This window comes from Mesorhizobium bavaricum (genome assembly GCF_056781655.1).
On sequence record NZ_JBXAYV010000002.1, the window covers coordinates 311,799 to 334,757 of the forward strand.

Consider the following 22,959-nt stretch of genomic DNA (forward strand, 5'->3'; position numbering starts at 1 on the left):
TAGCTGGAAAGTCTGCCCCTCCCCAGCCGGAAGATCTGTGACGATAGATGCCGAGAGAGCGATCTGGGGTCAGCCACCCAATGCCCAGGCCGCGCATCACGATGGCCGCCGAACCCAGTCCAACATCTAACAGGGACGGCACTACAGGCGGCGGGAATTCATGATCATTTCGTAGAACCTGCAGAATGCGGTGACACATCCAGCATTCCAGAAAAAGGTGCCCTGCCGATCGGAGGTGAACCGGCAGGGCGCGCCGCGCAGAGCTTGGTCAATGGGAGGACCGGACGCAGCGGCAAAAATGGTGGAGCAAGGCATTCAAGGTTCATCGCCAATCACTTTAGCCAGCGGCTGCACCAAGAGTTGCCTCGTACCCCTCCTCATCAATGCGCGGCCAGGATCATATCGCGCCCTCGGCCTTCAGCGCGCGGTAAGTCGTTTCGACCGATTTCGCGGTCGCGTCGACAATGATGTCGATTTCGTCCCGGGTAATGATCAGCGGCGGGGCAAAGCCGAGGATATCGCCATGCGGCATGGCCCGGCCGATGACACCGTTCTCAAGCAAAGCAGCGGCGGCACGCACGCCAACCTGCAGTTCGGGCTCAAAAGCTACGCGCGCTTTGGGATCCCGCATCATCTCGACGCCAGACAGGATTCCAACGCCGCGAACTTCACCGACAATGGGATGTCCCTCCAGTTCGGCTTTCATGCGGGAAAGCCAATAGGGCCCGACATCCTGGACATGTTCCAGGATGTTTCTTTCCTTAAGGACTTTGATGTTGGCGAGCGCGGCCGCCGCGCAAAGCGTATGACCGGAATATGTCCAGCCATGGCCCAGAGCTCCGTGCTTCTCCGTTCCTTCTTCCAGGACCTTCCAGACGCGGTCGCCGATAATTGACCCGGAGATGGGGAGGTAGGCGGAACTGACGCCCTTGGCGATGGTGACGAAATCCGGGCGCATGCCATAAAGGTGGGAACCAAACTTCTCGCCGGTTCGCGCGAAGCCGCAAACCACTTCATCGGCGATCAGCAGGATATCATACTTGTTCAGCACCTCTTGAATGGCCGTCCAGTACCCCTTTGGGGGCGGAACGATTCCGCCGGTCCCAAGTGCCGGTTCTCCGATAAAGGCTGCAACCGTATCTGGGCCCTCAGCAAGAATAAGGGCTTCTAGTTCGTCGGCGCAGCGTTTGGAGAAGGCTTCCTCAGTTTCGCCCTCATGCGCCTGGCGATAGTAATGTGGCGTCGTTGTATGGCGCACAAGGTTCAAAGGTAGATCGAAGAATTTGTGAAAGAACGGAAGCCCTGTCAGGCTGCCGGTGACCAGCCCGGATCCGTGATAACCACGATTTCGCGAGATGATCTTCTTCTTTTCAGGGTGCCCAAGGATGTTGTTGTAGTACCAGACGAGCTTGATGTTGGTTTCGTTGGCATCCGAACCGGACAGGCCAAAATAAACCCTTCGCATGTTCTGCCCGAAATATTCGACGATAGCCTCTGCCAAACGGGCGACGGGTTCCGTGCCCTGGCTGGCATAGACATGAGCGAACGGCAGGTCGTGTGCTTGCTTGGCAATGGCATCGGCGATCTCCGTGCAGCCATATCCCATGTTGACGCAGTAGAGTCCGCCGAAACCGTCGAGGCTCTTTCGGCCTTCAGTATCCCAGATGTAGACGCCTTCAGCGCCGGCCATAATCCGGTTTGGCGTCTCGCCGCGGCTGTGTTTTGCCAAGTGAGTGGACGGATGAAAGACGAAGCTCCGATCCTTCTCCTGGATTTGCTTGGTTCCCAGATTGGTCAGGCTCATTGCCGCTCTCCCTTTGATCGCACGGCGGAGAACACTTGGTCAGCCGCTCGTCAAGGAGCGATCATACCGCCGGACGCGCCTCGCGTTCCACGGCAATGCGCGGCCGCGACCGACGAATCCACGGAACTTGCGCCAATCTCCGTGGAAAACACGGGCTCTAGAAACTCACCGCTCTCTTAGTGCGGACAAGGGTATCGGCGAATTGGATTTGACGGATTTCGTCACGACCAGGCTATAATATTGGTCGATCCCGAGGCCTAGCTGCAGCAATCCCTCCATGAATTGTTGATAGGCGGCCATAGAGGGAGCTGCAACGCGCATCAGGTAATCGACACGGCCCCCGATAGCCCAGCAGTCCATAATATCGGGGATACCTTGAATTTCGGTCTCAAAGTGTCGTTGGTCTTCGAGGCGGTGACGATCCAGCACCACCTCCACCATCACGAAAATCACGCCCCCAGTGAGGGACGGACTGAGCCGTGCGTAATAGCCTTCAATCGCTCCTGCTGCTTCGAGTATACGAAGCCTTTCGGAGCAAGCCGATGCCGACAGATGAACGCGCTTGGCAAGCTCGCTTTTCGATATCCGACCGTCTGATTGCACCTCGGAGAGAATCCGAAGGTCCCAAGCGTCCAAGCGTACGGTGTTGAGTTTCGACTTCATGGCCTGCCGGAGCTGAATTATGGCTTTACGTTTAGGCTGCTTATGGGTCCGTGCCAATTGCATCTATGGTGCCGAGCACCAACTAACGTTGCGTTCGTCGCCGGTGTTGAGGCTTGGGCATGGACTATTCGCAGCTTGTCCAAACCAAGCGTGCAGCCTTCTCGTTGCTCTTCAGCGCCTATGGATAAGCGACGCAGGGCAATTGTTTGACGGAATTATCAAACGCCGATGTTCCGCGCGATGCTGTCGGCAGCCATGCGCTTGCGCCATTCAATCGGCCCGGAATTGTGAATCGAGTTTCCCTCGACATCGACAGCCATGATCACCGGCATGTCCTGGACCTCGAATTCAAAAATGCCTTCCATACCCAGGTCTTCAAAGGCAACGAGCCGCGCGGCCTTGATCGATTTTGAGATCAGGTAGGCAGCGCCACCCACTGCGACCAGATAGGGCGTCTTGTGTCTGGCAATGGATGCAACAGCCGTTGGGCCCCTCTCAGCCTTCCCAACCATCGCCAAAAGCCCGGTTTGCGCGAGCAGTTTTTCCGTAAAATCGTCCATGCGGCTTGAGGTCGTCGGGCCAGCCGGCCCCACGACCTCATCCCTTACCGCGCGGACAGGTCCGACATAGTAGATCACGCGTCCCCGCAGATCGACCGGGAGCGGCTTACCGGCATCGATCAAGTCGACCATTCGCTTATGGGCTGCATCACGGCCGGTCAGCATCTTTCCGGATAGAAGAAGAGTTTCCCCGCAGCGCCACGATGCTATCTCTTCTCTCGTCAGCCCATCCAGGTTGACCCGGCGCACGCCGGTTGTTTGCAAGTCCTCGGGACCGATCTGGGGCCATTGGGAAAGGTCGGGCGGTTGGAGTTGCGCTGGTCCTTTACCGTCCAATGTGAACGTCAGGTGCCGATTGGCTGCGCATTGCGGGATGAGTGCCACGGGCTTGGACGCTGCATGGGTCGGATAGGTTGCAACCTTGACATCAACGACAGTTGTCAGACCTCCGAGACCTTGGGCTCCTATCCCGAGAGCGTTGATGCGTTCATAAAGCTCAATGCGCAGCGCCTCCTCAGCGTTTGATGGCCCCTTGGCAATGAGATCGGTCATGTCGATAGGTTCGTTCATGGCCTCCTTGGCGAGCAGCATCGCCTTTTCGGCGCTACCACCAATGCCGACCGAGATAAGCCCGGGCGGGCACCATCCGCTGCCAAGGGTCGAAACGGTGTCGACCACCCAGTCGGCAACGGACGCGCTGGGGTTAAGAGTGGTGAAACGTGCCTTGTTTTCTGAGCCGCCACCTTTTGCGGCGATGGTGATCTCAATCTGGTCGCCTTGCACAAGGTCGACGTGGACGACCGCCGGTGTGTTGTCGCGGGTGTTCAATCGTCGGCCAAGCGGATCCGAAACGATCGATGGTCGAAGGGGATTGTCGGGGTCGAGATATGCCCGACGGACGCCTTCATTCACGAGGTCTGCGAAGCTGGCCGCGGACTTGATACGAACGCCCATTCCGACCTTGGCGAACACCACTACGAGACCAGTGTCCTGGCAGATCGGCCGCCGCCCAAATGCCGCCATGCGAGAATTCAGCAGGATCTGCCCGATGGCGTTTTTTGCCGATGGGCTCTGCTCGCGCGCGTATGCCTGGGTGAGGTACCGGATATAGTCTGGAGGATGGTAGTACGAGATGTACTGAAGCGCATCGGCAACGCTCGTTGCGATGTCTTCACCGGCAATGGTGCGTGTCCTTTTGTTCACCAGTTCTTATCCGAATGACCCGAGCCCATTGACCAGTTTCAGGCTTTGAAAGCTCCGCAGGCCCTGCTCGCCACCTTCATACCCATAGCCGCTCTGTTTGACGCCTCCATATGGTGCATCCGCGGAAACGCCTTTCAGGTAGTTTACGCTGACAGCGCCGGCCGAAACACCGCCGATCAGCGCCCGTTTCACCTCACTGGCCCCGGTGAAGAAGTAGGCGGCCAGGCCATACTCGGTGGCATTGGCTTCTTCGATAGCCTCCTCGATCGTGTCGAACGGCGCCACGGTCAGGATCGGCCCGAACGGCTCGTCATGAAGCACTTTCGCATCCTTTGGCACCCCTGTCAGGATAGTCGGCGGCCAGTAAAAGCCCGGCCCGGCGAGGCGGGCGCCACCGGTCTCGACGCGGGCGCCACGATCGACCGCGTCCTTTACCAGATGCTGCATGGCCTCTATTCGCCGCGCATTTGCCATCGGTCCCATCTCGGTCGAAGGGTCGTCGGGCGGGCCGATCTTGATATTGCGGGCGACGTCGGTCATCCGAGATAGAAACTCCTCATAGAGTCGCCGCGCGACGAGGATTCTGCTGGGCGCATTGCAGCTCTGGCCCGCGCACTCGAACTTGTATTCCGAAATTGCCGGAACAGCCGTTGTGAGATCCGCATCCTCGCAGACAACGACCGGGGAGTGTCCACCGAGTTCAAGGACACACCGTTGCAAGTTGTTCGCGGCGAGCTTGGCCAAGTGTTTTCCAACAGCGGTGGAACCCGTAAAGGTCAAGACTTTCACGATCGGCGAATTGAGCAGGTGCTCAGAAATCTGCGTCGGCACGCCGAAGACGAGATTGACCACGCCGTCCGGGATACCCGCCTGGCGCAGGGCTTCGACAATGTAAATGGCCGCACTCGGGGTCTCTTCAGCCCCTTTGAGGATCACAGGACAGCCTGCCGCCAACGCGGGGGCAAGCTTGCGGGCGATAAGCACTGCGGGATAGTTCCACGGCGTGAAGGCAGCGACCACGCCGAGCGGCTCGGGGACGATCATTCGGTTCGGGCCATGTGGAGTTGGGGCAGACAATTCTTCAGCGTGTGTGCCGTACCACTCCAGCGTTTCGACGGCGCGCGCGTATTCGCCCGTTGCTTCGGCGATCGTCTTGCCCTGTTCCCTCGACAAATCCGTGGCCGCGTCCCCCACCTTGCTTGCCAGGATTTTAGCGGCCGCAACAAGGATTTCGCCGCGATCCTTCGACGGTCGCGAGGACCAGGCCCGGCGGCTTGCCTCTGCAGAAGAAAGGGCCTCGTCCAGATCCGAAGCCGACGCTGCGGCCACCGAGCCAAATACCGTTTCTGTCGCCGGGTTGGTCACCGTCAGGGTTCCGCTACCGTCTCGCCAACTGCCGTTGATGAAAAGCTGATAGGTCGTGGCGTTGGACATCGCATGCTCCGCTTTCGTGAATTTGGCCAGGTACGAAAACGGCCGATATCCGAACCGTTTTTCACTCCTCTGCGATTTCATCGCGATAATCGCATGCGGTCAAATATCGAATGTGGGCCGAAATCATCTCGAATCCAGATTGAGACCGCTCAAGCAGCCGCGAAGAGCGGGAAGAACTTGGCTGGGTATTTCCTAAACCCGGTCCGGAACCGTGGCTGACCAGTGGTTGCCCTCGATCAAAGTCTTTACGACCTTGGGGATCAGCTTGCGGACCGCAGACACGGCTGGAGAGCGCTCATCTTTCGGGTTGACGGCAAGCACAACGGAACGAGTGATCACTGGATCAATGATCTTAACCGTCCGGACTTGGCCTAGAGACGCCTCTCTCTGAATGGCCGACGGGGTAAGGATGGAATACGCCTTTCCTTCCATGACCATATTGATGATCGTAGAAAGGGAGTCGACTTCGAATCTGACGTTCAAAACACAACCGTGTTGGGCAACGACATCAGCCACCGAACGCCTGACATTGTTGTTGCGCATGGGAACCGCCAGCGGAAACGCGTGCAGGTCTGCGAGCCGTACCGAATCTTCGAATGGCGGTTCGCCCGGCGGCACCACCAGGCAAAACTCTTCGCGGGCTAGCACCGTCATTTGCCCCACGCTCTCGGCAGTGCGGTACAGGACAGCTAGATTGAAACGGCCAGCAGCCATCCACTCCTCTAGCGGTCCGGTCATGCCCTCGATCATCTTAAGCGAAATCCTCGGCAATTCGCTTCTTACCGATTCAATCAGGGGACCACTAAGGACGCGAGCGGCTCCGGACGGAATGCCAATGGTCACCTCTCCGGAAGGAGCCGCCACCGAATTGGTCAGTTCCGCCTCAGTGAGCTGAATTTCCTTCAGGATAACCCGCGCGCGTTCAAGCAGCTTGTCTCCGGACGCCGTGACGCTAACACCGGTCCTGTCGCGAACCAGCAGCTGTGTCCCGAATCCTTCCTCCAGTTGACGCACATGCAGGCTTAGAGCGCTTTGAGCAACGTTGAGGGTCGCAGCTGCCTTCGTGAAACTGCCGGCTTCGACGACGCCGACAAAGTATCTTAACTGCCTGATGTCCACGATGAAGAAATCCACCCGGAGCACGTTCCCCGGTGCTCTTATCTATCTCGAAACGAGATGGCAGGCAAGCCACAAAACTGTCGCATTAGTTTCAAAACCGCCTGTCCGTCCGCCGACTATAGGCTCAGTTATTGCTGGAGAGAGCCAGGATCTCGTGGGCGCGCCGCACCACTGGCGGATCGATCATTTTGCCATTCAACGAGAATGCAGAGAGGCCACGCGTGGTGGCATCATTTTCCGCCGCGACGACTTTATGGGCCCACTCGAGTTCCTGGGCGTTTGGCGAGAAAGCCTCATTGAATATGGCCACCTGTGTCGGATGGATCGCCAAGGCTCCGGCAAAGCCTAGCCGCCGCGCATGCACCGCGGCTTCACGAAGTTTATGCATGTCCGAGAAATCGCCGATGCTTCCTATGAAGCCAAGCGGGAGCAAGCCGGCCGCACGGGCGGCAAACAGAACAGAAAGGTTCGGCGTCAACAGAAGGTCGAATTCCGGGGTGCCGCCAACAGCGGCACTGAAATCTTCAGGACCGAGCGCCATTGCGATCATCCTTGCATGCGCCGACGCAATGGTCGCAAGCCTTTGCAAGGCGCCCGGAGTCTCGATCTGAGCGAGGAACCGGATGCGCCCCGGCGCAAGATTTCTTTCCCGTTCAAGTTCTAAAACCGCATTCGCGATTTCTACAACCCACTCTGCCGAATCCGTCTTCGGAAGAACCAGTGCGTCAACACCCGCCATCACCGCTGCATCGAGATCAGCCGCCAAAGCGCGCAAACCACGATTCACGCGAACCAAAACAGAGGCGCCGTTGCGGGCCACCTTTGCCACCGATTCAGGAAGCTGCTTGCGTGCCTCACCCTTCTGTTCCTGCGGAACGGAGTCCTCCAGGTCGAGAATGACTCCATCTGCCCCGCGCTCATGGGCCATCTCCACAAAGCGCGGAACGTGAGAAGGAACGAAGAGCAGGGATCTCCAGCGGGGTACAGACATCGCGCTTTCAACGACCGGAATATTGTCCTTGATCATCGAACTGACTCCGAGCTTGCTGAGCCGCCGGTGCGCTGAAATGTTCCGGGGTCTGCCGGCTTTGCGTAAATCGCGAGCGCACTCAGGGTAGCGAGTTGCGCGCTCACGCTGACGCGGCTCTTTCGCGCAAAAACCCCAGAACCTCCTCGCGGACAGCCTCGGTATGAGCACCAAGAGCCGGAACTGGGCGCAGCGCGGGGGGCTCCGAGTTGAAAATCGCTGCCGGCGCTATCGTCTCGACGGTTCCTTCGGGTGTGCCAACCTCAACCCTGCGAATGTGTGGATGCCTTGAAACATCCACCACTTCGTTCAGTCGGCCATATGCCAGGCCGGCCGCCTCAAGCTCATGCATTGCTTCGTGGCAGGAAAGTTCGGAAAACCGCCGTTCAATGATCTCATCAAGTTGCGCACGGTGACCGAGGCGCTCCATATTGTCAGCAAAACCAGGTGTGCGTGTAAGCCCCGGCTGCTTCAGGAACTTCTCGCAGAAATTCACCCATTCACGGTCATTCTGAACCGAAAAGATGACCTCTTTGCCGTCGGCACAGCGATAGGCGCCATACGGCGCGAGCGACGGGTGTTTCACACCGGCGCGCACCGTGTGGTAGCCGCTGTAGTCGTTTTGCAGAACCGGCACGTTCATCCAGTCGGCGACGGCATCGAACAGTGACACCTGGATGCCTGTCCCTTCTCCGGCGACCTCGCGATGATACAGCGCCTGAAGAATGGCGCTGTGCGCTGTCATGCCCGCCGAGATATCGCAAACCGAGACCCCTACACGCGCAGGCCCCTGTTGGTTGCCGGTGATGGCGCATAGACCTGTTTCGGCCTGCACGATCAGATCGTAGGCCTTCAAATGGGAATACGGCCCCTTCTCTCCGAAGCCAGAAATGTCGCAGGTGATCAGCCGCGGATATCGTCGCCGGAGATCAGCAGATCCAAAACCCAGTTTTTCGATGCTGCCCGGCTTCAGATTCTGGATAAAGACGTCCGCACTGGCAATGAGCGTGTCCAGGACGGCGCGATCGGCCTCCAACCTCAGGTCCAGACAGACCGACTCCTTGCCCCGGTTGAGCCAGACGAAGTAAGCGCTCTGTCCCCGCACCAGCTTGTCGTAGTTTCGGGCAAAGTCCCCTTCGGGCCTTTCGACCTTGATCACCCGGGCGCCGGCATCCGCAAGGCGAGACGACGCGTAGGGCGCTGCAACGGCCTGTTCTACCGCCACAACCGTGATGTCCTTGAGACTGTTCTTCATCAGGGGCGCTTCCTACGCGGTGTTCAGATTCTGTGCCCGACGTCGATCAAGCATGGCGAGCAACCGATTTTGCTCATTCCCAACGATGGAAAGGCCTTCGTCGACGCCCATGCCTGGTTTCGCGAGCATCATGTCTGCCTGCGTAGCCACCGAAATGTGAACTGTCGCCCGCGCGGAGAGATCCGTCTCGCTACAGCTGCCTCCCACATAGGCGCCCACGTTGTTTTCTTTGCAGAGAAGCACCGCTCGAGCGCTGTCGGCGATCGAGCCCACGTCCGGCGTCTTGATCTGCACGAGATGGGTCGCCTTCGCCTCCGCAAACAGACGCACATCCTCAAGCGTGTTGCAGCGTTCATCGACAACGATGCGCGCACGCGAGGCCCGCGCGTCCAGGATGCTGACGATCCGCGCGTAGTTATCGACTTGTGCCGGCGTAGACCCGAAGTCGGCTGGCGATTCGATATTCACCGTGAACTCCGGAACCACATCAGCCACCTTGCTGATGAAGTCGGCGATGCGCTGAACGTCGAGACCGATCTCCATCCCGATCCAGCCGTACACATCGAAATGCAGCACCGGATGGTATCCTGGTTGGCCGATTTGCTTGATGCGGTGGGCCACCCATTTGACGAAATCCAGAAACGTTTCCCCACCAACGCCAAACTTGCTGCGCGAATTGATGAGGCCGTGAGGGAGTACATCCACGGCTTTCAAGATCATTTTCTCGACGTTGATTTCGCGGGCGTCGCCGCTCTGGGCGTAGATCGGCACCCTTCGGTTGGGGAGCGGCAGGCTAAGTTCGGCACATACGACTTCGGCCATGGTTGTGCGGGCAGCGTGGGCGGCGGCGCCGAGAAGGGCCTGGCTCACCCCGTATTCGATTGAGAGGGGCAGCCGCTCGCCTTTTTCAAAACCGAAAACCTCGCTGCAGGCATCCAGAAACCGCGAAGAATCAACATCGCGCAGTCGGGGAACAACGACTTTTGAAGCGATCTCAATGATCGATGCGGTTTCGAACAAAGGGTCGCGTCCGCCGGCGCCGGAGTACTGGACCCCCATCATATCGCCCCAGACCACCGTATCATCTTCAAGGATCAGGCCAATGCTGACAGATGCTGCGGGAATGCGGATGGAGCGGAAGCCGGGCAATAGCGGTTCGCCAACGTAGATGAAACCGTCCTGTCGGGCTCCTGCCCTGATGGCCGCTTGATCATCGTAGAAAAAGGCGCCGTTGCCGGGCGTTAAAAGAACGTCTTTGATTCGCACGTTTTTGCCGCCGCGATTGGCCAGCTCATCAGTGGCTGGCGAGGTCAACGAATTGCGTCACGCAAAGTATGCAACATCTGCAATTGAAGCTGCCAATATAATGGCCCGATCATAGCCATCACTTTTTAAGATGGCCTAGCCGAAATCGTCGACCTGCCGGCCTTTGATTCCTACACCGCTTCCTTGACGGCTGAAAGAAACTGCCGGGTGCGGTCGCTCTTTGGATCACCAAACAATTCGCTCGGGGACGCCTGTTCTTCAATTCTACCCCTGTAGAAAAAGCAGACACGGTCTGAAATATCGCGCGCAAATCCCATTTGATGCGTGACCATTAGCATGGTCAGATTGTAATCCGACACCAGCCGGCGAATGACGTTCGTCACTTCGCCGATGACCTCAGGATCCAGCGCGGAAGTCACCTCGTCGAAGAGCATGACCTTGGGACGCATCGCAAGTGCTCGAGCGATCGCCACGCGCTGCTGCTGCCCACCGGACAGACGTGAAGGATGCTGGTCGCGCTTGTCGGCCATGCCGACCATCTCGAGCAGTTCCTCCGAGCGCTCACGCGCTTGCTTGCGCGGAATGCCCAGTACGTGCACCGGTCCTTCCATGCAGTTCTCAAGGGCCGTCATGTGTGGGAACAGATTGAAATGCTGGAAACACATGCCGATCTTCGAGCGCATTGCTCTTAGATGCTTCTGGCTAGCCGGCACGAGCTTGCCGCCCTTTTCCATGTGAGTGAGCGGCTTGCCGTCGACGTAGATTACGCCGTCGTTGATGCCCTCCAGTGTCATCAGCGTGCGCAGCACCGTGGTCTTGCCCGAACCAGAAGGTCCGATGATTGTGACCATCTCCCCCTCTGCTACATCGAGATCGAGGTCTTCGATAACAGTCAGGGATCCGTACCGCTTGGCAACTTTCTTGAAACGCACCATCGGAACGTTCTCACCGGTAAGCTCCAGCGGGTATTGGGAAAGGTCTTCTGTTTGGTCCATCAGTTCATCCCGAGTTTGCGGCGAACCCAAGCGTCGAAGCTGCGAAGAAGGGCGGCCGATGGCAGGGAGATCAAGAGGAAGATGATTCCGACCATGGTGTAGGGTTCAAGATAGCGATAGTTTTCCGAGCCGATCGAGTTCGCGGTTTGCATCAATTCCGCAACGCCGATGACCGACAGCACGGGCGTGTCTTTAAAGATGCCTACCAGGTAATTTCCCATTCCCGCTATGGATGGCGGCAGCGCTTGGGGAATGATGATGCGGAAATAAGTACGGGCCGTCGACAAATTGAGCGAGGTCGCCGCCTCCCACTGTCCCTTTGGCACGTTTTCTAGACCCCCGCGGTACACCTCTGAAAGGTAAGCCGCATAGTGTAGCCCGATGGCTATCATGCCCGCCACCCACGGCGAAAGGACAACGCCGAACTCCGGCCCGACGTAGAAGACGAAGAATATCTGCAGCACCAGCGGCGTAGAGCGGATGAATTCGACCGCCTCGCGCACGATCATTGTCAATGTGTTGGACGGCGTGCGTTGCGCCAGCGCGAATGCGAGCCCCAGGAATATCGCGATGATGTAACCGATGCCGGCTGCCAAGAGCGTATTTACGGTGGCCGCCAGCAGGCGGGGGAGAATTTCCCAGGTAAAATCCCAGTCCACGACCATCGCTAGGCCCTTCCCAGCTTGCGGGCCATAGAGCGTTCAAGCCAACGCATAAAAGGCGTGATGATGAAACGGGCCATCACGTAATAGATAATCAGGGCCGATCCGAAGGCCTTCGCGGACATGAAAGTCGTCGCGTTTATCTGCTTGGCTTGGAACGTTAGGTCGGCGACTGAAATCAATGAGACCAAGGCGGTTGCCTTAAGAAGCTCGATCATGAGATTGCCCCACGGCGGTAGCATGATGACGAGAGCCTGGGGAAGAATGATGCGTCGCATGCGCGTCAGCGGCGACATGTTGATCGCCAAGGCTGCCTCCCACTGTCCCCTGGGGACTGAGAGGATAGCGCCGCGAACCAGCTCCGCCCCGTATGCTCCCAGGTTCATACCAACGCCGATAAAGCCCGCTGTAAACTTGTCCAGCGAGAGCCCGAACAACGGCAGGACGAAGAAAATCCAGTAGAGCTGGACCAGCAGCGAAGTGCCGCGGAAAAACTCGATATATACGGTGGCGACCCAGCGAACGGGGCCGGCTGGCGCCAGACGCATCAGGCCTGCGGTAAGCGCCAGCACGATCGCCAGCGCGATCGACACCACAGCCAGGATCGCCGTAACCAGCGTGCCACTTAGCAGCAGATTCCCATGGGTGACAAGAAATTCGAAATAGGACATCGGCTCGCTACACTGGGGATATCCCCTCTATGATAGTACAATCGGGCGGCCCCAAGTGCCAACCCGCTGCAGAGATCTTTATGCCGGCATGGTGCGCTCTGGGGTTGCGCCCTCGATGTTCTGGTCGGCCTCGCCAGCGCCACAAGGTGCGGCGCCCGCGTCAGCGCGACCCGGCTCAAGCGCGGCAAGGAGCGCCTGCCCCATCGCGGCAACGGTGTGGTAGGCTGCGCCGGCGACCCTCGCCGTGTCCTCTTGCGTCATGTCGGTGTCGTAGTGAATGTCTTTGGCGAAGCGGACCATTTGTTTTCGAAGTAGCCCGTCCGTTCGGGGGTCTGGATATTTTCGCCACGTGCTTCGGCGATGTCCGTGCCTCTGGGTAGTGAAGCCAAGGCAGCTGGATGTCGTCCTAGCCAGTCCGGTACGCAAACATCCAGCCCGTAGCCGTAGACCAAGAGCCTCGCGAGGCATTCTTCTCGCCGGGGCACGCCTCCGTCACCCTCGAAGCCATGCCGGAACGTTTCGCCAGCTCGATGCGGCCCGACTCCCTTGAAACTCAGGAGCTCCAAGACGGCTATCATGATGCCCTCTCCGGGGCTCACTACAAACTTCTGTCTTCCGTCCAAGTGACGAGCAATGGTGAGCCCCGAAGGGCCCACCGTAACAAAACAACTAACGATTTGAGCAAATCCACTTGGTTGTCGCGTCACCTGGAAGGCTGGCAGCTACAATTCCATAATCTTTAACAGAGTTCAGCATCTCTTCAGATCCGAGGTACTGCTTCAGAGCCTCATTGAATTTGGCCAGAAAGTCTGCATCTTCGGAGCGGAAACCGAGACCGACCCAATTATAGGTCCACTCCGGGAGAGCGGCAGGATCGGTAGCTTGGACTTCGCCATTCGATTGGTCTGCCATGAGCTTGGCTTCCAAATAAGTCATACTTCCAGCATCGCCGCGTCCTGATTTGATTGCGGCGAGCACTTCCGAAGGTCCGGGGACAACCATAATTTTATCCTCCGCAATCCCTTCTTTCTTGGCGGCTGCGATTGTGCTGGATCCAGCATACGTCACAAATACCGCCCCTTTCTCAGCGATATCCTTGTAAGTATTCACGTGTTTCGGATTGCCGGCCGTCACTATGAAGCCATCGCCGAGCTTCGCGATAGGTTCGGAGAAAGCGACGCTCTTGCATCGGGGTCCCAAGATATACATTCCGCCCGTGATAATGTCATAGCGGCTCGCCTGAAGCCCAGGGATTAGGCCTCCCCAGTCGGTGACGGTTGTCTCCACATTTGTGTATCCCATTTTCTTCAAGACACCGAGGGCAATCTCGTTTGCGAACCCCTTTGGGTGGCCCTGATCGTCGGGATACGCAAAGGGCAGAACATTGGAGAATCCTATTCTGATTGCTTGTCCTGCCTTGACACGATCGGTTAGTGGACCGGCGTAGGCAGTCCACGTACCCACCAAGAGCGCGAGACCTGCAATCAACGTGCTGAGTTTCAACTTACCCATTATATTCACCCTCTTTTCTGACATTGTTGTTTTTGACATTTGCGGCGACTTATTATCCTCGGAGCCGAGTGGCCGCCGCTCAGCATCGCCGCGATACCGATCGGTGAAGTGGCCACCCCGCTTGGAAATCCATTGCGGGCTTTTCTCACATGCCAAGGTGCCTGCCGTGTTTCACGTAGATCTCGTTCGAGGCTGAGCTGCACGTAGAACACGTGGGACATGCCTTCTTCTAAACATCATTCGCGGACCGGCCTCCGTCAAATTCTGTTTGTATATTCTCTTCATCTCGAAGCGAGATGGTGCCGCAAGTCTCTGCTTCCGATGTGCGACTCCATCCAACCCCGGGGGCTGTCCGCGTGGCAACGTCTGGCGCTCGCCAGATGCGCTACGCTCCCGAATCCCGCCTCAACGTTGTTAAATGCGACGCCGGTGGCGTGTTCAACCTTTCGGCATCATGGAGCACGCTCTGCATAGCATTCAGCCAAAAACATTGGATGGGTGAAACGTCTGGCGCAAAAATCGGCAATATTTGAAATGCCTTATCGTTCATTGCCAACACCGAGTGCTGCCTCCACAATGTTAGCCCAATAGGCAATTCCGAACGGGATTGCCGCATCATCGAAGTCGTATGCGGCATTGTGAACCGCGGCGGAGTCGCCGTTCCCTAGGAAAATTAGAGCGCCTGGGCGCGCCTGCAGCATGTAAGCGAAATCTTCGGCGCCCATAACCGGCTTCAGGCTTTCGTCGACCCCTTCGGCACCGCTGGCGCCGCTCGCGGCGCGAACTGCAAGAGCAGTGGCTTGGGCATCGTTGATGGTGGCCGGAACCGATCGGCGATAACGGTAGGTGATATCGCCGCCGAAGGCTTGCGCGATGCTTCTCGCGGTCGTCTCGAGGTGCGTCTCGGCGAAGTCGCGCAGGGGAGTTGCTAGAGCGCGGACGGTCCCCGCGAGTTCGACCTCGTCAGCGATCACGTTATACGCATTTGAAGCGTGGAGCTTAGTCACCGAAATGACCAGTGACTCAATTGGGTCAGTGCGGCGCGACACTAGCGCCTGCAGGCCAGTGATTATTTGAGCGGCGATGAAAACCGGATCGACTGTTAGGTGTGGAGCAGCTGCGTGCCCTCCACGGCCCTTTACAACGATGTCAAAATCGTCCTGAGAAGCCATCATTGGCCCCGCACAGATGGCGAAGTTGCCCACATCGATACCGGGCCAGTTATGCATCCCAAAGACCTGGGAGATGCCGAAGCGGTCCAAGAAGCCGTCTTCGACCATCTTGAATCCACCCGACGGCAATTCAACCTCCTCAGCCGGCTGGAAGATGAGGGCAACGGTGCCCCTGAAGTTCCGCTGCCCGACAAGGTGCTTTGCAGCACCAAGTAGCATCGCGGTATGGCCGTCATGACCGCAGGCGTGCATCTTCCCGGGGATCTTCGAGGCCCAATCCTTTCCCGTCGCTTCATGGATCGGCAAGGCGTCCATTTCTGCACGCAGGCCAATGGTCGGCCCTTCGCCACCCTCGCCCTGGATCAGGGCGACTACGCCGGTGCCGGCTATGCCAGTTTCAATGTGGTTGATTCCAAAGGACGCCAGCTTGTCTGCAACAAACCGTGCCGTCTCGTGCACGGCAAAGTCGAGTTCGGGGTTTTGATGAAAGTGCCGGCGCCAGGCCGTGACCTCGTCGGCCAGCTGACAAAACTCGTCGACTGAGTGCATGCTGGCTCCATTCAACAAAGTTTGGCGGCCATCTCGGGGCCGTGGTTGGCACCATGTGCAGAATGCCCTAAGCGTTTGGAATGGTTTGGGCGAAATTTGCATTCCGGTGAAACGAAACGTCGCATTTCCCCGACGATTGCAATATTGGCACCTTTTGAACGGGGTAGCGTTTCATCGAGCGTCCAATGCTGCCACGAGCGTTTCGGATCGCTTTGCCAATCGCGGTTTCGCCTCTAGGGTATTGAGATGATGGATGACCTTGACCGGCGGATCCTTGGCGCCCTGCAAAAAAACAACAGGCTGTCTTTCGCTGAGCTGGCGGACCTCGTGGGATCCTCCGCTGCCTCATGCATGCGTCGCGTGAATAAGTTACGTTCCGACGGCGTTATCACCGCTGATATCTCCCTGGTTGACCCCAAAGCGGTCGGGAAGTCGCTGACCGTGGTCGTAACGGTGGAGCTTGATCGTGAGCGTTTAGATCTTCTCGATGACTTCAAGCGAGCAATGAGGGCGGCAAAAGAAGTCACCCAATGCTATATGGTCACAGGCGATGCCGACTTTGTTCTGATTGTCGCTGTGGAGGACGTCGAGGCCTTCGACGTTTTTGTAAAGACGAAACTCTACACAAATCCCAATGTCCGCAAGTTCAAGAGCATGATTGCGCTGGACCGTGTGAAGTTCGAGCCCCGGACACTGCTGTAGGCTGTTATAAGGCTGAGGGTTTCCGCCACTCCTGTCCCCTTTTTGAAGCGTGCGTTGCGGCTTAAGGCCCAGTTTGATCGCCATTAGTGCATCGAGATCTGCGAATTTGGTAATCGATCGCGCCGACGACATTTAGCACGCGCGGCGTGGCTGCGGTCTGTGGTGCGCCAACATTTGAATTGCCGAGATGTGGGGTCGCTGAGCGGTTCTGCGGCGACAAATCGTAAACGGGTGTGCCGAGCGCCTGGATCGTCAAGATTTGGAGGACTTAGGAATGACACTTGCTGCAGCCGAACCTGCAACGGCTCTTCCAGCCATCGAGCAACGGCACCGGGATCAACGGCAGTATCCACATGGCGTAGCCTTCATGGACGGTCAGTACCTGCCGATGTCTGAAGCCAAGCTGTCCGTTCTGGACTGGGGCTTTCTTCATTCCGACGCCACCTATGACACCGTTCATGTTTGGAACGGGAGGTTCTTCAGGCTGGACCTGCACCTGGACCGGTTCTTCCGCGGGATGGAAAAGCTGCGCATGAAGCTTCCCTACGACCGCACTGAGATCGAAAAGATCCTGTCGACATGCGTGGCGCTGTCCGGGCACAAGTCGGCCTATGTCGAAATGATCTGCACGCGAGGCGGTTCGCCCACCTTTAGCCGCGACCCGCGCCAGTCGGAGAACAGGTTCATCGCGTTCGCGGTGCCTTTCGGATCGGTTGCCAACAAGGAACAGCTGGAGCGCGGCCTGCATGTCGCCATCAGCAACACCGTCCGGATCCCGCCCAGGTCGATCGATCCGACCATCAAGAACTATCACTGGCTCGATCTGGTGAAGGGCCTGTTCGACGCGTACGACTACGGTGCCGAAACTGCATTGATCGTCGACATAAACGACAACGTTGCCGAGGGGCCTGGCTTCAACGTTTTCACCGTCAAGGACAGCTGCTTGAAGACACCGGCCTATGGCGTCCTTGCTGGCATTACCCGGCAGACCGTATTCGATCTATGCGACGAACTAAGCCTATCCGTCAGCGCCGGCGATATTGATCGCAATGAGCTGAAGGGCGCCGATGAGGTCTTCATCACGTCTACAGCGGGCGGGATCATGCCGGTGTCCAAGGTTGACGAGACCGTCATAGGCGACGGCAAGGTTGGCGCTCTGACTCGCCAGCTGACAGACCTGTATTGGGAGAAGCATGCCGATCCGGCATGGTCGACCGCGATAAAGTACGCATAGTACCGCGACACATTGTCGACCGTTCCTCCCCCGCGCGGGTAGGGCTTGCTGCCGTGAGTCTGCCGATGACCGACGCCTTCATTTCTCATCTCTCGAACGAACTCGCAGGCCTGAAGTCGGCCGGCCTCTACAAGTCCGAACGAGTGATCACCTCGACGCAGTCGGCCGAGATCGAGGTCGGCGGCGAAAAGGTGCTGAATTTCTGCGCCAACAACTACCTCGGCCTCGCCGACAGCGTCGAATTGCGCGATGCGGCCAAGCAGGCGCTCGACCGCTACGGCTACGGCATGGCCTCGGTGCGCTTCATCTGCGGCACGCAGGAGGAACACAAGCAGCTCGAATCCACGATTTCCTCTTTCCTCGGCATGGACGACACCATCCTCTACGGCTCCTGCTTCGACGCCAATGGCGGTCTGTTCGAGACGTTGCTCGGCGAAGAGGATGCGATCATCTCCGATGCGCTGAACCACGCCTCGATCATCGACGGCGTGCGGCTGTCGAAAGCAAAACGCTTCCGCTACGCCAACAACGACATGGCCGACCTGGAAGCGCGGCTGAAGGAGGCGAAGGATTGCCGTTTTCGGCTGATCGCCACTGACGGCGTGTTTTCCATGGACGGCATCATCGCCAATCTGAAGGGCGTCTGCGATCTCGCCGAGAAATACGAAGCGATGGTGATGGTCGACGACAGCCATGCGGTCGGCTTCGTCGGCACCAATGGCCGCGGCTCGGCGGAACATTGCGGCGTCGAGGGCAGGGTGGACATCATCACAGGCACGCTCGGCAAGGCGCTGGGCGGCGCGTCGGGTGGCTACACCTCGGGCAAGAAGCAGGTGGTCGACTGGCTGCGCCAGCGCTCGCGGCCCTATCTCTTCTCGAACACGCTGATGCCGGCACTCGCCGGGGCTTCGATCAAGGTGTTCGACCTTGTCAAAGACGGCGATGGTTTGCGCAAGCGGCTATACGACAATGCCGCGCGCTTCCGGACAGAGATGGGCAAGCTCGGCTTCACGCTGGCCGGCGCCGACCATCCGATCATCCCGGTGATGCTGGGCGATGCGACGCTGGCGCAGGAGATGGCGGCGCGCATGCTAAAGCGCGGCATCTATGTCATAGGCTTCTCCTTCCCGGTGGTGCCGAAGGGCCAGGCGCGCATCCGCACGCAGATGTCGGCGGCGCATTCGAGTGCCGACATCGACAGGGCGGTCGAGGCGTTTGCGGAGGTAGCGGGGGAACTTTCGATCATATGACTGGCGGTCGCTAACTCCCCTCGCCGCCAAAGGAATTTTGGCGAAAGCCTGGAATCCCATCAGCGTATCCGCGCTAGCTGCTTCGGCGCCCGAGCTGTGAGCAGTTGGGCCTTTCCCTCAGTGACCACCACAGTTTCCTCGTGCAGGACGATTTTCCCGGGTTCGTACTCCAGGGCAGGCTCAATGCAGAGCACCATGCCGGGCTGCAACACTGTATTGTCCTCCAGTCGAATTGACGGCGGTTCGGTCAGCCGCAAACCAAGTCCATGCCCCATGCGCCCGTTGCTATTGAGGTCCGCCCCACCGGAAGAGAGCGCCTTTGCCATCTGTTCAAACACAAATCCGGCCGTAACCCCTGCTGTTGCCGCTTGAAGCCCAATCTCGTGCGCTTCCCAAACCTTCTCTTGGGCGTACCGCAGGGCATCTGTAGCCCTGCCAACCTGGTAGTTGCGATCGTAGTCGCAGAAATACCCGTCGAAGGTGGTACCCGTGTCGATGAAGAGCAGGTCACCATCGGCGATAGGCCGCTCCCTTGGCCCGCCTGTAATCTCGAACGGCCCACCGACGTCGGATCTGCAAATGAGAGTCGGGATAGAGCTGGCGCCTCCAATATTAAGGCGACCGCGGAATTCGCGAAGGACCGTGCGTTCAGTATCGCCGATTTTAACGAAATCGGGCACCTGGGCGTATACGGCACCCGCGATGTCGACAGCCTTTTTGATTTTACTGACCTCGGCCGCGCTCTTGATCATGCGGAGCTGCCAAATGAGGCTTGCGCCATCGACAATCTCAACGCTTTTCAGATCACCGATAATCGCATTCAATTGGGTTACCGGCATCCCCAGTCGCAGTTCGAAACCAAGCTCGGCGCCGACCCGTCCGTGTCGTCGGGGCAGGTCGGATATCGCAGCGACAACGAGAGATGTGCCTTCGTCCTCGGGCCGAGGCGAAGGCCAGGATCGGATTTCCTTGATCCACGTCTTCTCGATGATAGCCCTGCCGATCTCAGGAATGATCGCAAGGGGCGCCCCGATAGCAGGCACTAACACGAACCAAGGTCGGGTGTAGCTCTCCCAGAATGTGGAATCGACACCGATGAAATACCGGATGTTGTCCATCGAAGTGAGCAACAAGCCGTCCAGGCGATGTTGACCCATCAAACGCTGAGCCCGGCCGACACGCTCTCCGAACTCGGTCGGCGCAAAGCCGTAGGAGGCTTCCTGATCCATTCTGCAACCCTGTTTATCCGGCTTCCAGAACCATCCTAAAGGCGCCCGGTGCGCGAAACATCTCAAAATCGCGCCGAAGGCGCAGACGCTATTTCAATTGTGCCTGATGGCCCGCCAGATTTGCGTCTCTCACCCGACGATATCGAGGCGCCCCGGTGGTTTGCTGGGTCTGGCCGCCTGAGCATCCAACCCCCGAGCTCGATTGCCTCTGCGGCCAATGCTTCATCGTTGTCAGATGTATCTCCGGTAGTCCCCATCGCACCAAGCAACCGACCGGGCCTGGTCTCGCACCGGCCCCCCGGGAACGGTGTGAGATTTTCTGGTATGGGGGCCGGACATGCTTCCGGCCCTTGGAGCAACGCAGGAGAGCGCAAAAACGGCTTCGATCGGACCTTTGAGGCGTTTCTAAAGCTGCCAGGCGTGGAACCGGCATTGCAATACCAGCAGACCGTCGCGAGTATCTCCTCATACACCCGCCGGCAGCCACCGTTTAACCGACGATCTCCTTGCTGGCGATTTTCTTTTCGATCTGTTGCGTGGACAGACCCTTCAAAGCCCACGCCACCGCGTGCTGGCCTGTGGCGTCCAGAACGTGATTGTTTCCGAGCCCTTCAGTTCGGATGAGGGTGACATCGTGTCCTTGCGCCCGAGCAGCCTGATAGTAGTCCTCGAGGTTCAAAAAAAGCGCTGACTTGTCCTTTTCGTCGCCAATCACAAACAAACGACGGCGAGGATTGATTGCGACCTTGGACAGGTGCGCCACAGGGTCGTAAATATTCACCGCGCCGTCATACCCACTGCGCTCCGGGCTACCCCTGCGAAGGCCATCCAGGGACAGGCAAGCAGCTGAAAATGCGACACATTCCACATCGGGGAATTGTGTCAGCAAATAACTGGCTACACTACCGCCGCCGGACTGTCCCGCAAACCCGTAACGCTTGATATTGTGGCGCGCGATCAGCTGCCGAATAGCCCCTTCAACCAACTCCATCTCGCGCATCTGACGAGCCAAGCTGTGTTTGCCTGATGATCCGTACAGTCCCGGCCGGGCGATCTTGATGAACGGCATCCCGAGCGAAGACGCTGCCGCATTCGCGTAGGCTTGCTGCCTCGCAACACTGTTGTCCTCGTAGCCGACCGGTTCTCCAAACCACAAGCGATCGCCGTGAATATACAAGACGGCCATTTGGGTCTGATCGGATAAACCGGACGACCAGTGGCGGATACAGTCGCCAGTCCCATGGACTTCAACCCAAAGGCCATTGCCGTACGCCAGACACTCAGTTTCAGTGCAGACGGGCACGCCCTGCGCCACGCTGTCGACAGAAAATATCTCATCATGTAGCTCAAACCTGGCTGAAGTAGTCATGATGCTGCCCTTTGTCCTGTCGAGCCTAAGCCTTTAGGAGTGCCGATATATTGAAATCAACCTCTTGAAGGCTCCGCCTGGTAATTTCTTTACTGCCCGCCAGAAGTCGGCGCGCCGCCATGTGGTCACGCGGACGATTGACACTTTCAACGCTGACGCAGACGTCATCGCGGAAATGAAAGACGGAAACATCCGATTTCTCGCCATGCCGGGATTCAGAATCAGTAGCCCCTACCGATAGACCCGCAATCTGGATTTTCGACTCATACTGATCGGACCAGAACCAAGGAACCGCGTGGTAAACCTTGTCCCTTCCAGCTATCGCGTTGCCGGCTACACGGGCCTGATCGATCGCGTTCTGCACCGATTCAAGGCGGATGCCCGCTCGGTTGAACTGACCAGTGAACGTGGCGCAGTCGCCCGCTGCAAATACATTGCTCCTGGAGGTCCGCGACCTATCGTCGACAACAATTCCGTTTCCCACATTCAACTCGAGCTGCTGCGCGAGCTCAAGATTGGGGTGAGAGCCGACCCCAACAACAACAATGTCCGCTTTGAGGACACAGCCGTCATCCAATTCGATCAGATTGATAAGCCCGCTGGCGCCAATGACCGGACGCACCTTCCGGGAAGTGATTAGTTTCACCCCGTTCTGGGCGTGAATTGTCGACAGCAATCGCGAAAGTTCGGGGGACACGGCGCGAGCCAGAACACGGTCAGCAGCTTCCACTACCGTGACGTGCTTGTTTTGCCGAACAAGGGCGGATGCGACTTCGAGGCCGATGAATCCTGCTCCGACGATCACCACCTTTTCCGCGCCAGAGATCGCTGACCGGAGTTTTTGGGCGTCTGCAACACTCCGGACGTAGTGCACGTTGCCCGGGCAGGAATCGAGGCCGGGAAGCCTTCGGGCGCGGGCGCCTGTTGCAAGAGCTAGTGTGTCGAATGGTAGAACGATGTCGTTGGAAAGCGTGGCGCGATTCGCGCGCCCATCAATCTCGACGATTCTCGCCCCCAGCTCTACCTCAATGCCCTTGTCCCTATAGTAAGCTTCCGCCCTTAAGGGCATGAGCTCCTCGCTGGCGTCCTTGAGATAGGACTTGGAAAGTGGCGGCCTATGATACGGAAGGTCACTTTCCTCGCTAACAATCAAGATCTCTTCCGCGTAGCCGCTCTCTCGCGCCTGGCACGCCAACTCGGATGCGGCGTATGAACCGCCGACAATCAATAGTCTCTTTCGCATAGGCGTGCTTCCGCCGTTCAATTGTTGCAAAAGTGCCGTG

At 58.1% G+C, this 22,959-nt stretch carries 20 protein-coding genes; 3 read left to right on the forward strand and 17 right to left on the reverse strand.

Annotated features, from left to right (window positions below; all coding sequences use genetic code 11):
* Positions 1-397: 397 nt before the first annotated feature.
* The 14 genes from AC1RZR_RS37635 to AC1RZR_RS37700 form a co-directional block, all read right to left on the reverse strand.
* Entirely contained in the window at positions 398-1,804 is a 1,407-nt protein-coding gene (locus AC1RZR_RS37635; protein ID WP_481829709.1) for an aminotransferase, read from the reverse strand.
* A 165-nt stretch (positions 1,805-1,969) separates the two neighbouring features.
* Complete coding sequence (locus AC1RZR_RS37640) at positions 1,970-2,467, reverse strand: Lrp/AsnC family transcriptional regulator (protein ID WP_481829710.1); 498 nt, start codon at positions 2,465-2,467, stop codon at positions 1,970-1,972.
* Positions 2,468-2,685: 218 nt separating this feature from the next.
* The gene (locus tag AC1RZR_RS37645; RefSeq protein ID WP_481829711.1) at positions 2,686-4,230 is read right to left on the reverse strand and encodes a fumarate hydratase; all 1,545 of its coding nucleotides are present in this window, start codon (positions 4,228-4,230) and stop codon (positions 2,686-2,688) included.
* A gap of 6 nt (positions 4,231-4,236) precedes the next feature.
* Positions 4,237-5,664, reverse strand: a complete 1,428-nt coding sequence (locus AC1RZR_RS37650; protein ID WP_481829712.1) for an NAD-dependent succinate-semialdehyde dehydrogenase — start codon at positions 5,662-5,664, stop codon at positions 4,237-4,239.
* A gap of 192 nt (positions 5,665-5,856) precedes the next feature.
* Positions 5,857-6,783, reverse strand: a complete 927-nt coding sequence (locus tag AC1RZR_RS37655; RefSeq protein ID WP_481829903.1) for a LysR family transcriptional regulator — start codon at positions 6,781-6,783, stop codon at positions 5,857-5,859.
* 124 nt (positions 6,784-6,907) lie between these two features.
* Positions 6,908-7,810 (reverse strand): HpcH/HpaI aldolase/citrate lyase family protein, encoded by a 903-nt coding sequence (locus tag AC1RZR_RS37660; RefSeq protein WP_481829713.1) that lies wholly within the window; start codon positions 7,808-7,810, stop codon positions 6,908-6,910.
* Between the two features lie 103 nt (positions 7,811-7,913).
* Positions 7,914-9,065 carry a CaiB/BaiF CoA transferase family protein gene (locus AC1RZR_RS37665; protein WP_481829714.1) on the reverse strand — a complete coding sequence of 384 codons (1,152 nt, stop codon included), beginning with the start codon at positions 9,063-9,065 and terminating at the stop codon, positions 7,914-7,916.
* Between the two features lie 12 nt (positions 9,066-9,077).
* Complete coding sequence (locus AC1RZR_RS37670) at positions 9,078-10,331, reverse strand: methylaspartate ammonia-lyase (RefSeq protein ID WP_481829904.1); 1,254 nt, start codon at positions 10,329-10,331, stop codon at positions 9,078-9,080.
* Between the two features lie 170 nt (positions 10,332-10,501).
* A complete protein-coding gene (ehuA, locus tag AC1RZR_RS37675; RefSeq protein ID WP_481829715.1) occupies positions 10,502-11,326 on the reverse strand; it encodes an ectoine/hydroxyectoine ABC transporter ATP-binding protein EhuA in 825 nt (274 codons plus the stop codon).
* Complete coding sequence (gene ehuD, locus AC1RZR_RS37680) at positions 11,326-11,991, reverse strand: ectoine/hydroxyectoine ABC transporter permease subunit EhuD (protein WP_481829716.1); 666 nt, start codon at positions 11,989-11,991, stop codon at positions 11,326-11,328. The genes ehuA and ehuD overlap by 1 nt, the downstream gene beginning before the upstream one ends.
* A gap of 2 nt (positions 11,992-11,993) precedes the next feature.
* Positions 11,994-12,659, reverse strand: coding sequence for an ectoine/hydroxyectoine ABC transporter permease subunit EhuC (gene ehuC, locus AC1RZR_RS37685; RefSeq protein ID WP_481829717.1), 666 nt, complete (start codon positions 12,657-12,659; stop codon positions 11,994-11,996).
* 78 nt (positions 12,660-12,737) lie between these two features.
* Entirely contained in the window at positions 12,738-12,959 is a 222-nt protein-coding gene (locus tag AC1RZR_RS37690; RefSeq protein WP_481829718.1) for a hypothetical protein, read from the reverse strand.
* A 369-nt stretch (positions 12,960-13,328) separates the two neighbouring features.
* Positions 13,329-14,171: an ectoine/hydroxyectoine ABC transporter substrate-binding protein EhuB gene (ehuB, locus tag AC1RZR_RS37695; RefSeq protein ID WP_481829719.1), complete on the reverse strand. Its 843-nt coding sequence runs from the start codon at positions 14,169-14,171 to the stop codon at positions 13,329-13,331.
* 539 nt (positions 14,172-14,710) lie between these two features.
* Positions 14,711-15,892 (reverse strand): M20 aminoacylase family protein, encoded by a 1,182-nt coding sequence (locus AC1RZR_RS37700; RefSeq protein WP_481829720.1) that lies wholly within the window; start codon positions 15,890-15,892, stop codon positions 14,711-14,713.
* Between the two features lie 246 nt (positions 15,893-16,138).
* Between AC1RZR_RS37700 and AC1RZR_RS37705 the strand changes: the two genes are divergently transcribed.
* From AC1RZR_RS37705 to AC1RZR_RS37715, 3 genes are all read left to right on the forward strand, one after another.
* A complete protein-coding gene (locus AC1RZR_RS37705) occupies positions 16,139-16,594 on the forward strand; it encodes an Lrp/AsnC family transcriptional regulator (protein WP_481829721.1) in 456 nt (151 codons plus the stop codon).
* A 274-nt stretch (positions 16,595-16,868) separates the two neighbouring features.
* Positions 16,869-17,828: an aminotransferase class IV gene (locus AC1RZR_RS37710; RefSeq protein WP_481829722.1), complete on the forward strand. Its 960-nt coding sequence runs from the start codon at positions 16,869-16,871 to the stop codon at positions 17,826-17,828.
* A gap of 65 nt (positions 17,829-17,893) precedes the next feature.
* Positions 17,894-19,078, forward strand: a complete 1,185-nt coding sequence (locus AC1RZR_RS37715; RefSeq protein ID WP_481829723.1) for a glycine C-acetyltransferase — start codon at positions 17,894-17,896, stop codon at positions 19,076-19,078.
* A gap of 59 nt (positions 19,079-19,137) precedes the next feature.
* On the opposite strand, the gene AC1RZR_RS37720 is transcribed toward AC1RZR_RS37715, so the two are convergent.
* From AC1RZR_RS37720 to AC1RZR_RS37730, 3 genes are all read right to left on the reverse strand, one after another.
* A complete protein-coding gene (locus tag AC1RZR_RS37720) occupies positions 19,138-20,307 on the reverse strand; it encodes a M24 family metallopeptidase (RefSeq protein ID WP_481829724.1) in 1,170 nt (389 codons plus the stop codon).
* A 490-nt stretch (positions 20,308-20,797) separates the two neighbouring features.
* A complete protein-coding gene (locus AC1RZR_RS37725) occupies positions 20,798-21,676 on the reverse strand; it encodes an alpha/beta hydrolase family protein (RefSeq protein ID WP_481829725.1) in 879 nt (292 codons plus the stop codon).
* Between the two features lie 25 nt (positions 21,677-21,701).
* Positions 21,702-22,919, reverse strand: a complete 1,218-nt coding sequence (locus tag AC1RZR_RS37730; RefSeq protein WP_481829726.1) for an NAD(P)/FAD-dependent oxidoreductase — start codon at positions 22,917-22,919, stop codon at positions 21,702-21,704.
* Positions 22,920-22,959 lie beyond the last annotated feature (40 nt).

What these genes read in the sequence shown, in the direction of transcription:
- AC1RZR_RS37635 (WP_481829709.1), bottom strand. Translation starts at nt 1,804, where the DNA reads ATGAGCCTGACCAATCTGGGAACCAAGCAAATCCAGGAGAAGGATCGG.
- AC1RZR_RS37640 (WP_481829710.1), bottom strand. Translation starts at nt 2,467, where the DNA reads ATGAAGTCGAAACTCAACACCGTACGCTTGGACGCTTGGGACCTTCGG.
- AC1RZR_RS37650 (WP_481829712.1), bottom strand. Translation starts at nt 5,664, where the DNA reads ATGTCCAACGCCACGACCTATCAGCTTTTCATCAACGGCAGTTGGCGA.
- AC1RZR_RS37660 (WP_481829713.1), bottom strand. Translation starts at nt 7,810, where the DNA reads ATGATCAAGGACAATATTCCGGTCGTTGAAAGCGCGATGTCTGTACCC.
- AC1RZR_RS37665 (WP_481829714.1), bottom strand. Translation starts at nt 9,065, where the DNA reads ATGAAGAACAGTCTCAAGGACATCACGGTTGTGGCGGTAGAACAGGCC.
- ehuA (WP_481829715.1), bottom strand. Translation starts at nt 11,326, where the DNA reads ATGGACCAAACAGAAGACCTTTCCCAATACCCGCTGGAGCTTACCGGT.
- ehuD (WP_481829716.1), bottom strand. Translation starts at nt 11,991, where the DNA reads ATGGTCGTGGACTGGGATTTTACCTGGGAAATTCTCCCCCGCCTGCTG.
- ehuC (WP_481829717.1), bottom strand. Translation starts at nt 12,659, where the DNA reads ATGTCCTATTTCGAATTTCTTGTCACCCATGGGAATCTGCTGCTAAGT.
- AC1RZR_RS37690 (WP_481829718.1), bottom strand. Translation starts at nt 12,959, where the DNA reads ATGGTCCGCTTCGCCAAAGACATTCACTACGACACCGACATGACGCAA.
- ehuB (WP_481829719.1), bottom strand. Translation starts at nt 14,171, where the DNA reads ATGGGTAAGTTGAAACTCAGCACGTTGATTGCAGGTCTCGCGCTCTTG.
- AC1RZR_RS37700 (WP_481829720.1), bottom strand. Translation starts at nt 15,892, where the DNA reads ATGCACTCAGTCGACGAGTTTTGTCAGCTGGCCGACGAGGTCACGGCC.
- AC1RZR_RS37705 (WP_481829721.1), top strand. Translation starts at nt 16,139, where the DNA reads ATGATGGATGACCTTGACCGGCGGATCCTTGGCGCCCTGCAAAAAAAC.
- AC1RZR_RS37710 (WP_481829722.1), top strand. Translation starts at nt 16,869, where the DNA reads ATGACACTTGCTGCAGCCGAACCTGCAACGGCTCTTCCAGCCATCGAG.
- AC1RZR_RS37715 (WP_481829723.1), top strand. Translation starts at nt 17,894, where the DNA reads ATGACCGACGCCTTCATTTCTCATCTCTCGAACGAACTCGCAGGCCTG.
- AC1RZR_RS37720 (WP_481829724.1), bottom strand. Translation starts at nt 20,307, where the DNA reads ATGGATCAGGAAGCCTCCTACGGCTTTGCGCCGACCGAGTTCGGAGAG.
- AC1RZR_RS37725 (WP_481829725.1), bottom strand. Translation starts at nt 21,676, where the DNA reads ATGACTACTTCAGCCAGGTTTGAGCTACATGATGAGATATTTTCTGTC.
- AC1RZR_RS37730 (WP_481829726.1), bottom strand. Translation starts at nt 22,919, where the DNA reads ATGCGAAAGAGACTATTGATTGTCGGCGGTTCATACGCCGCATCCGAG.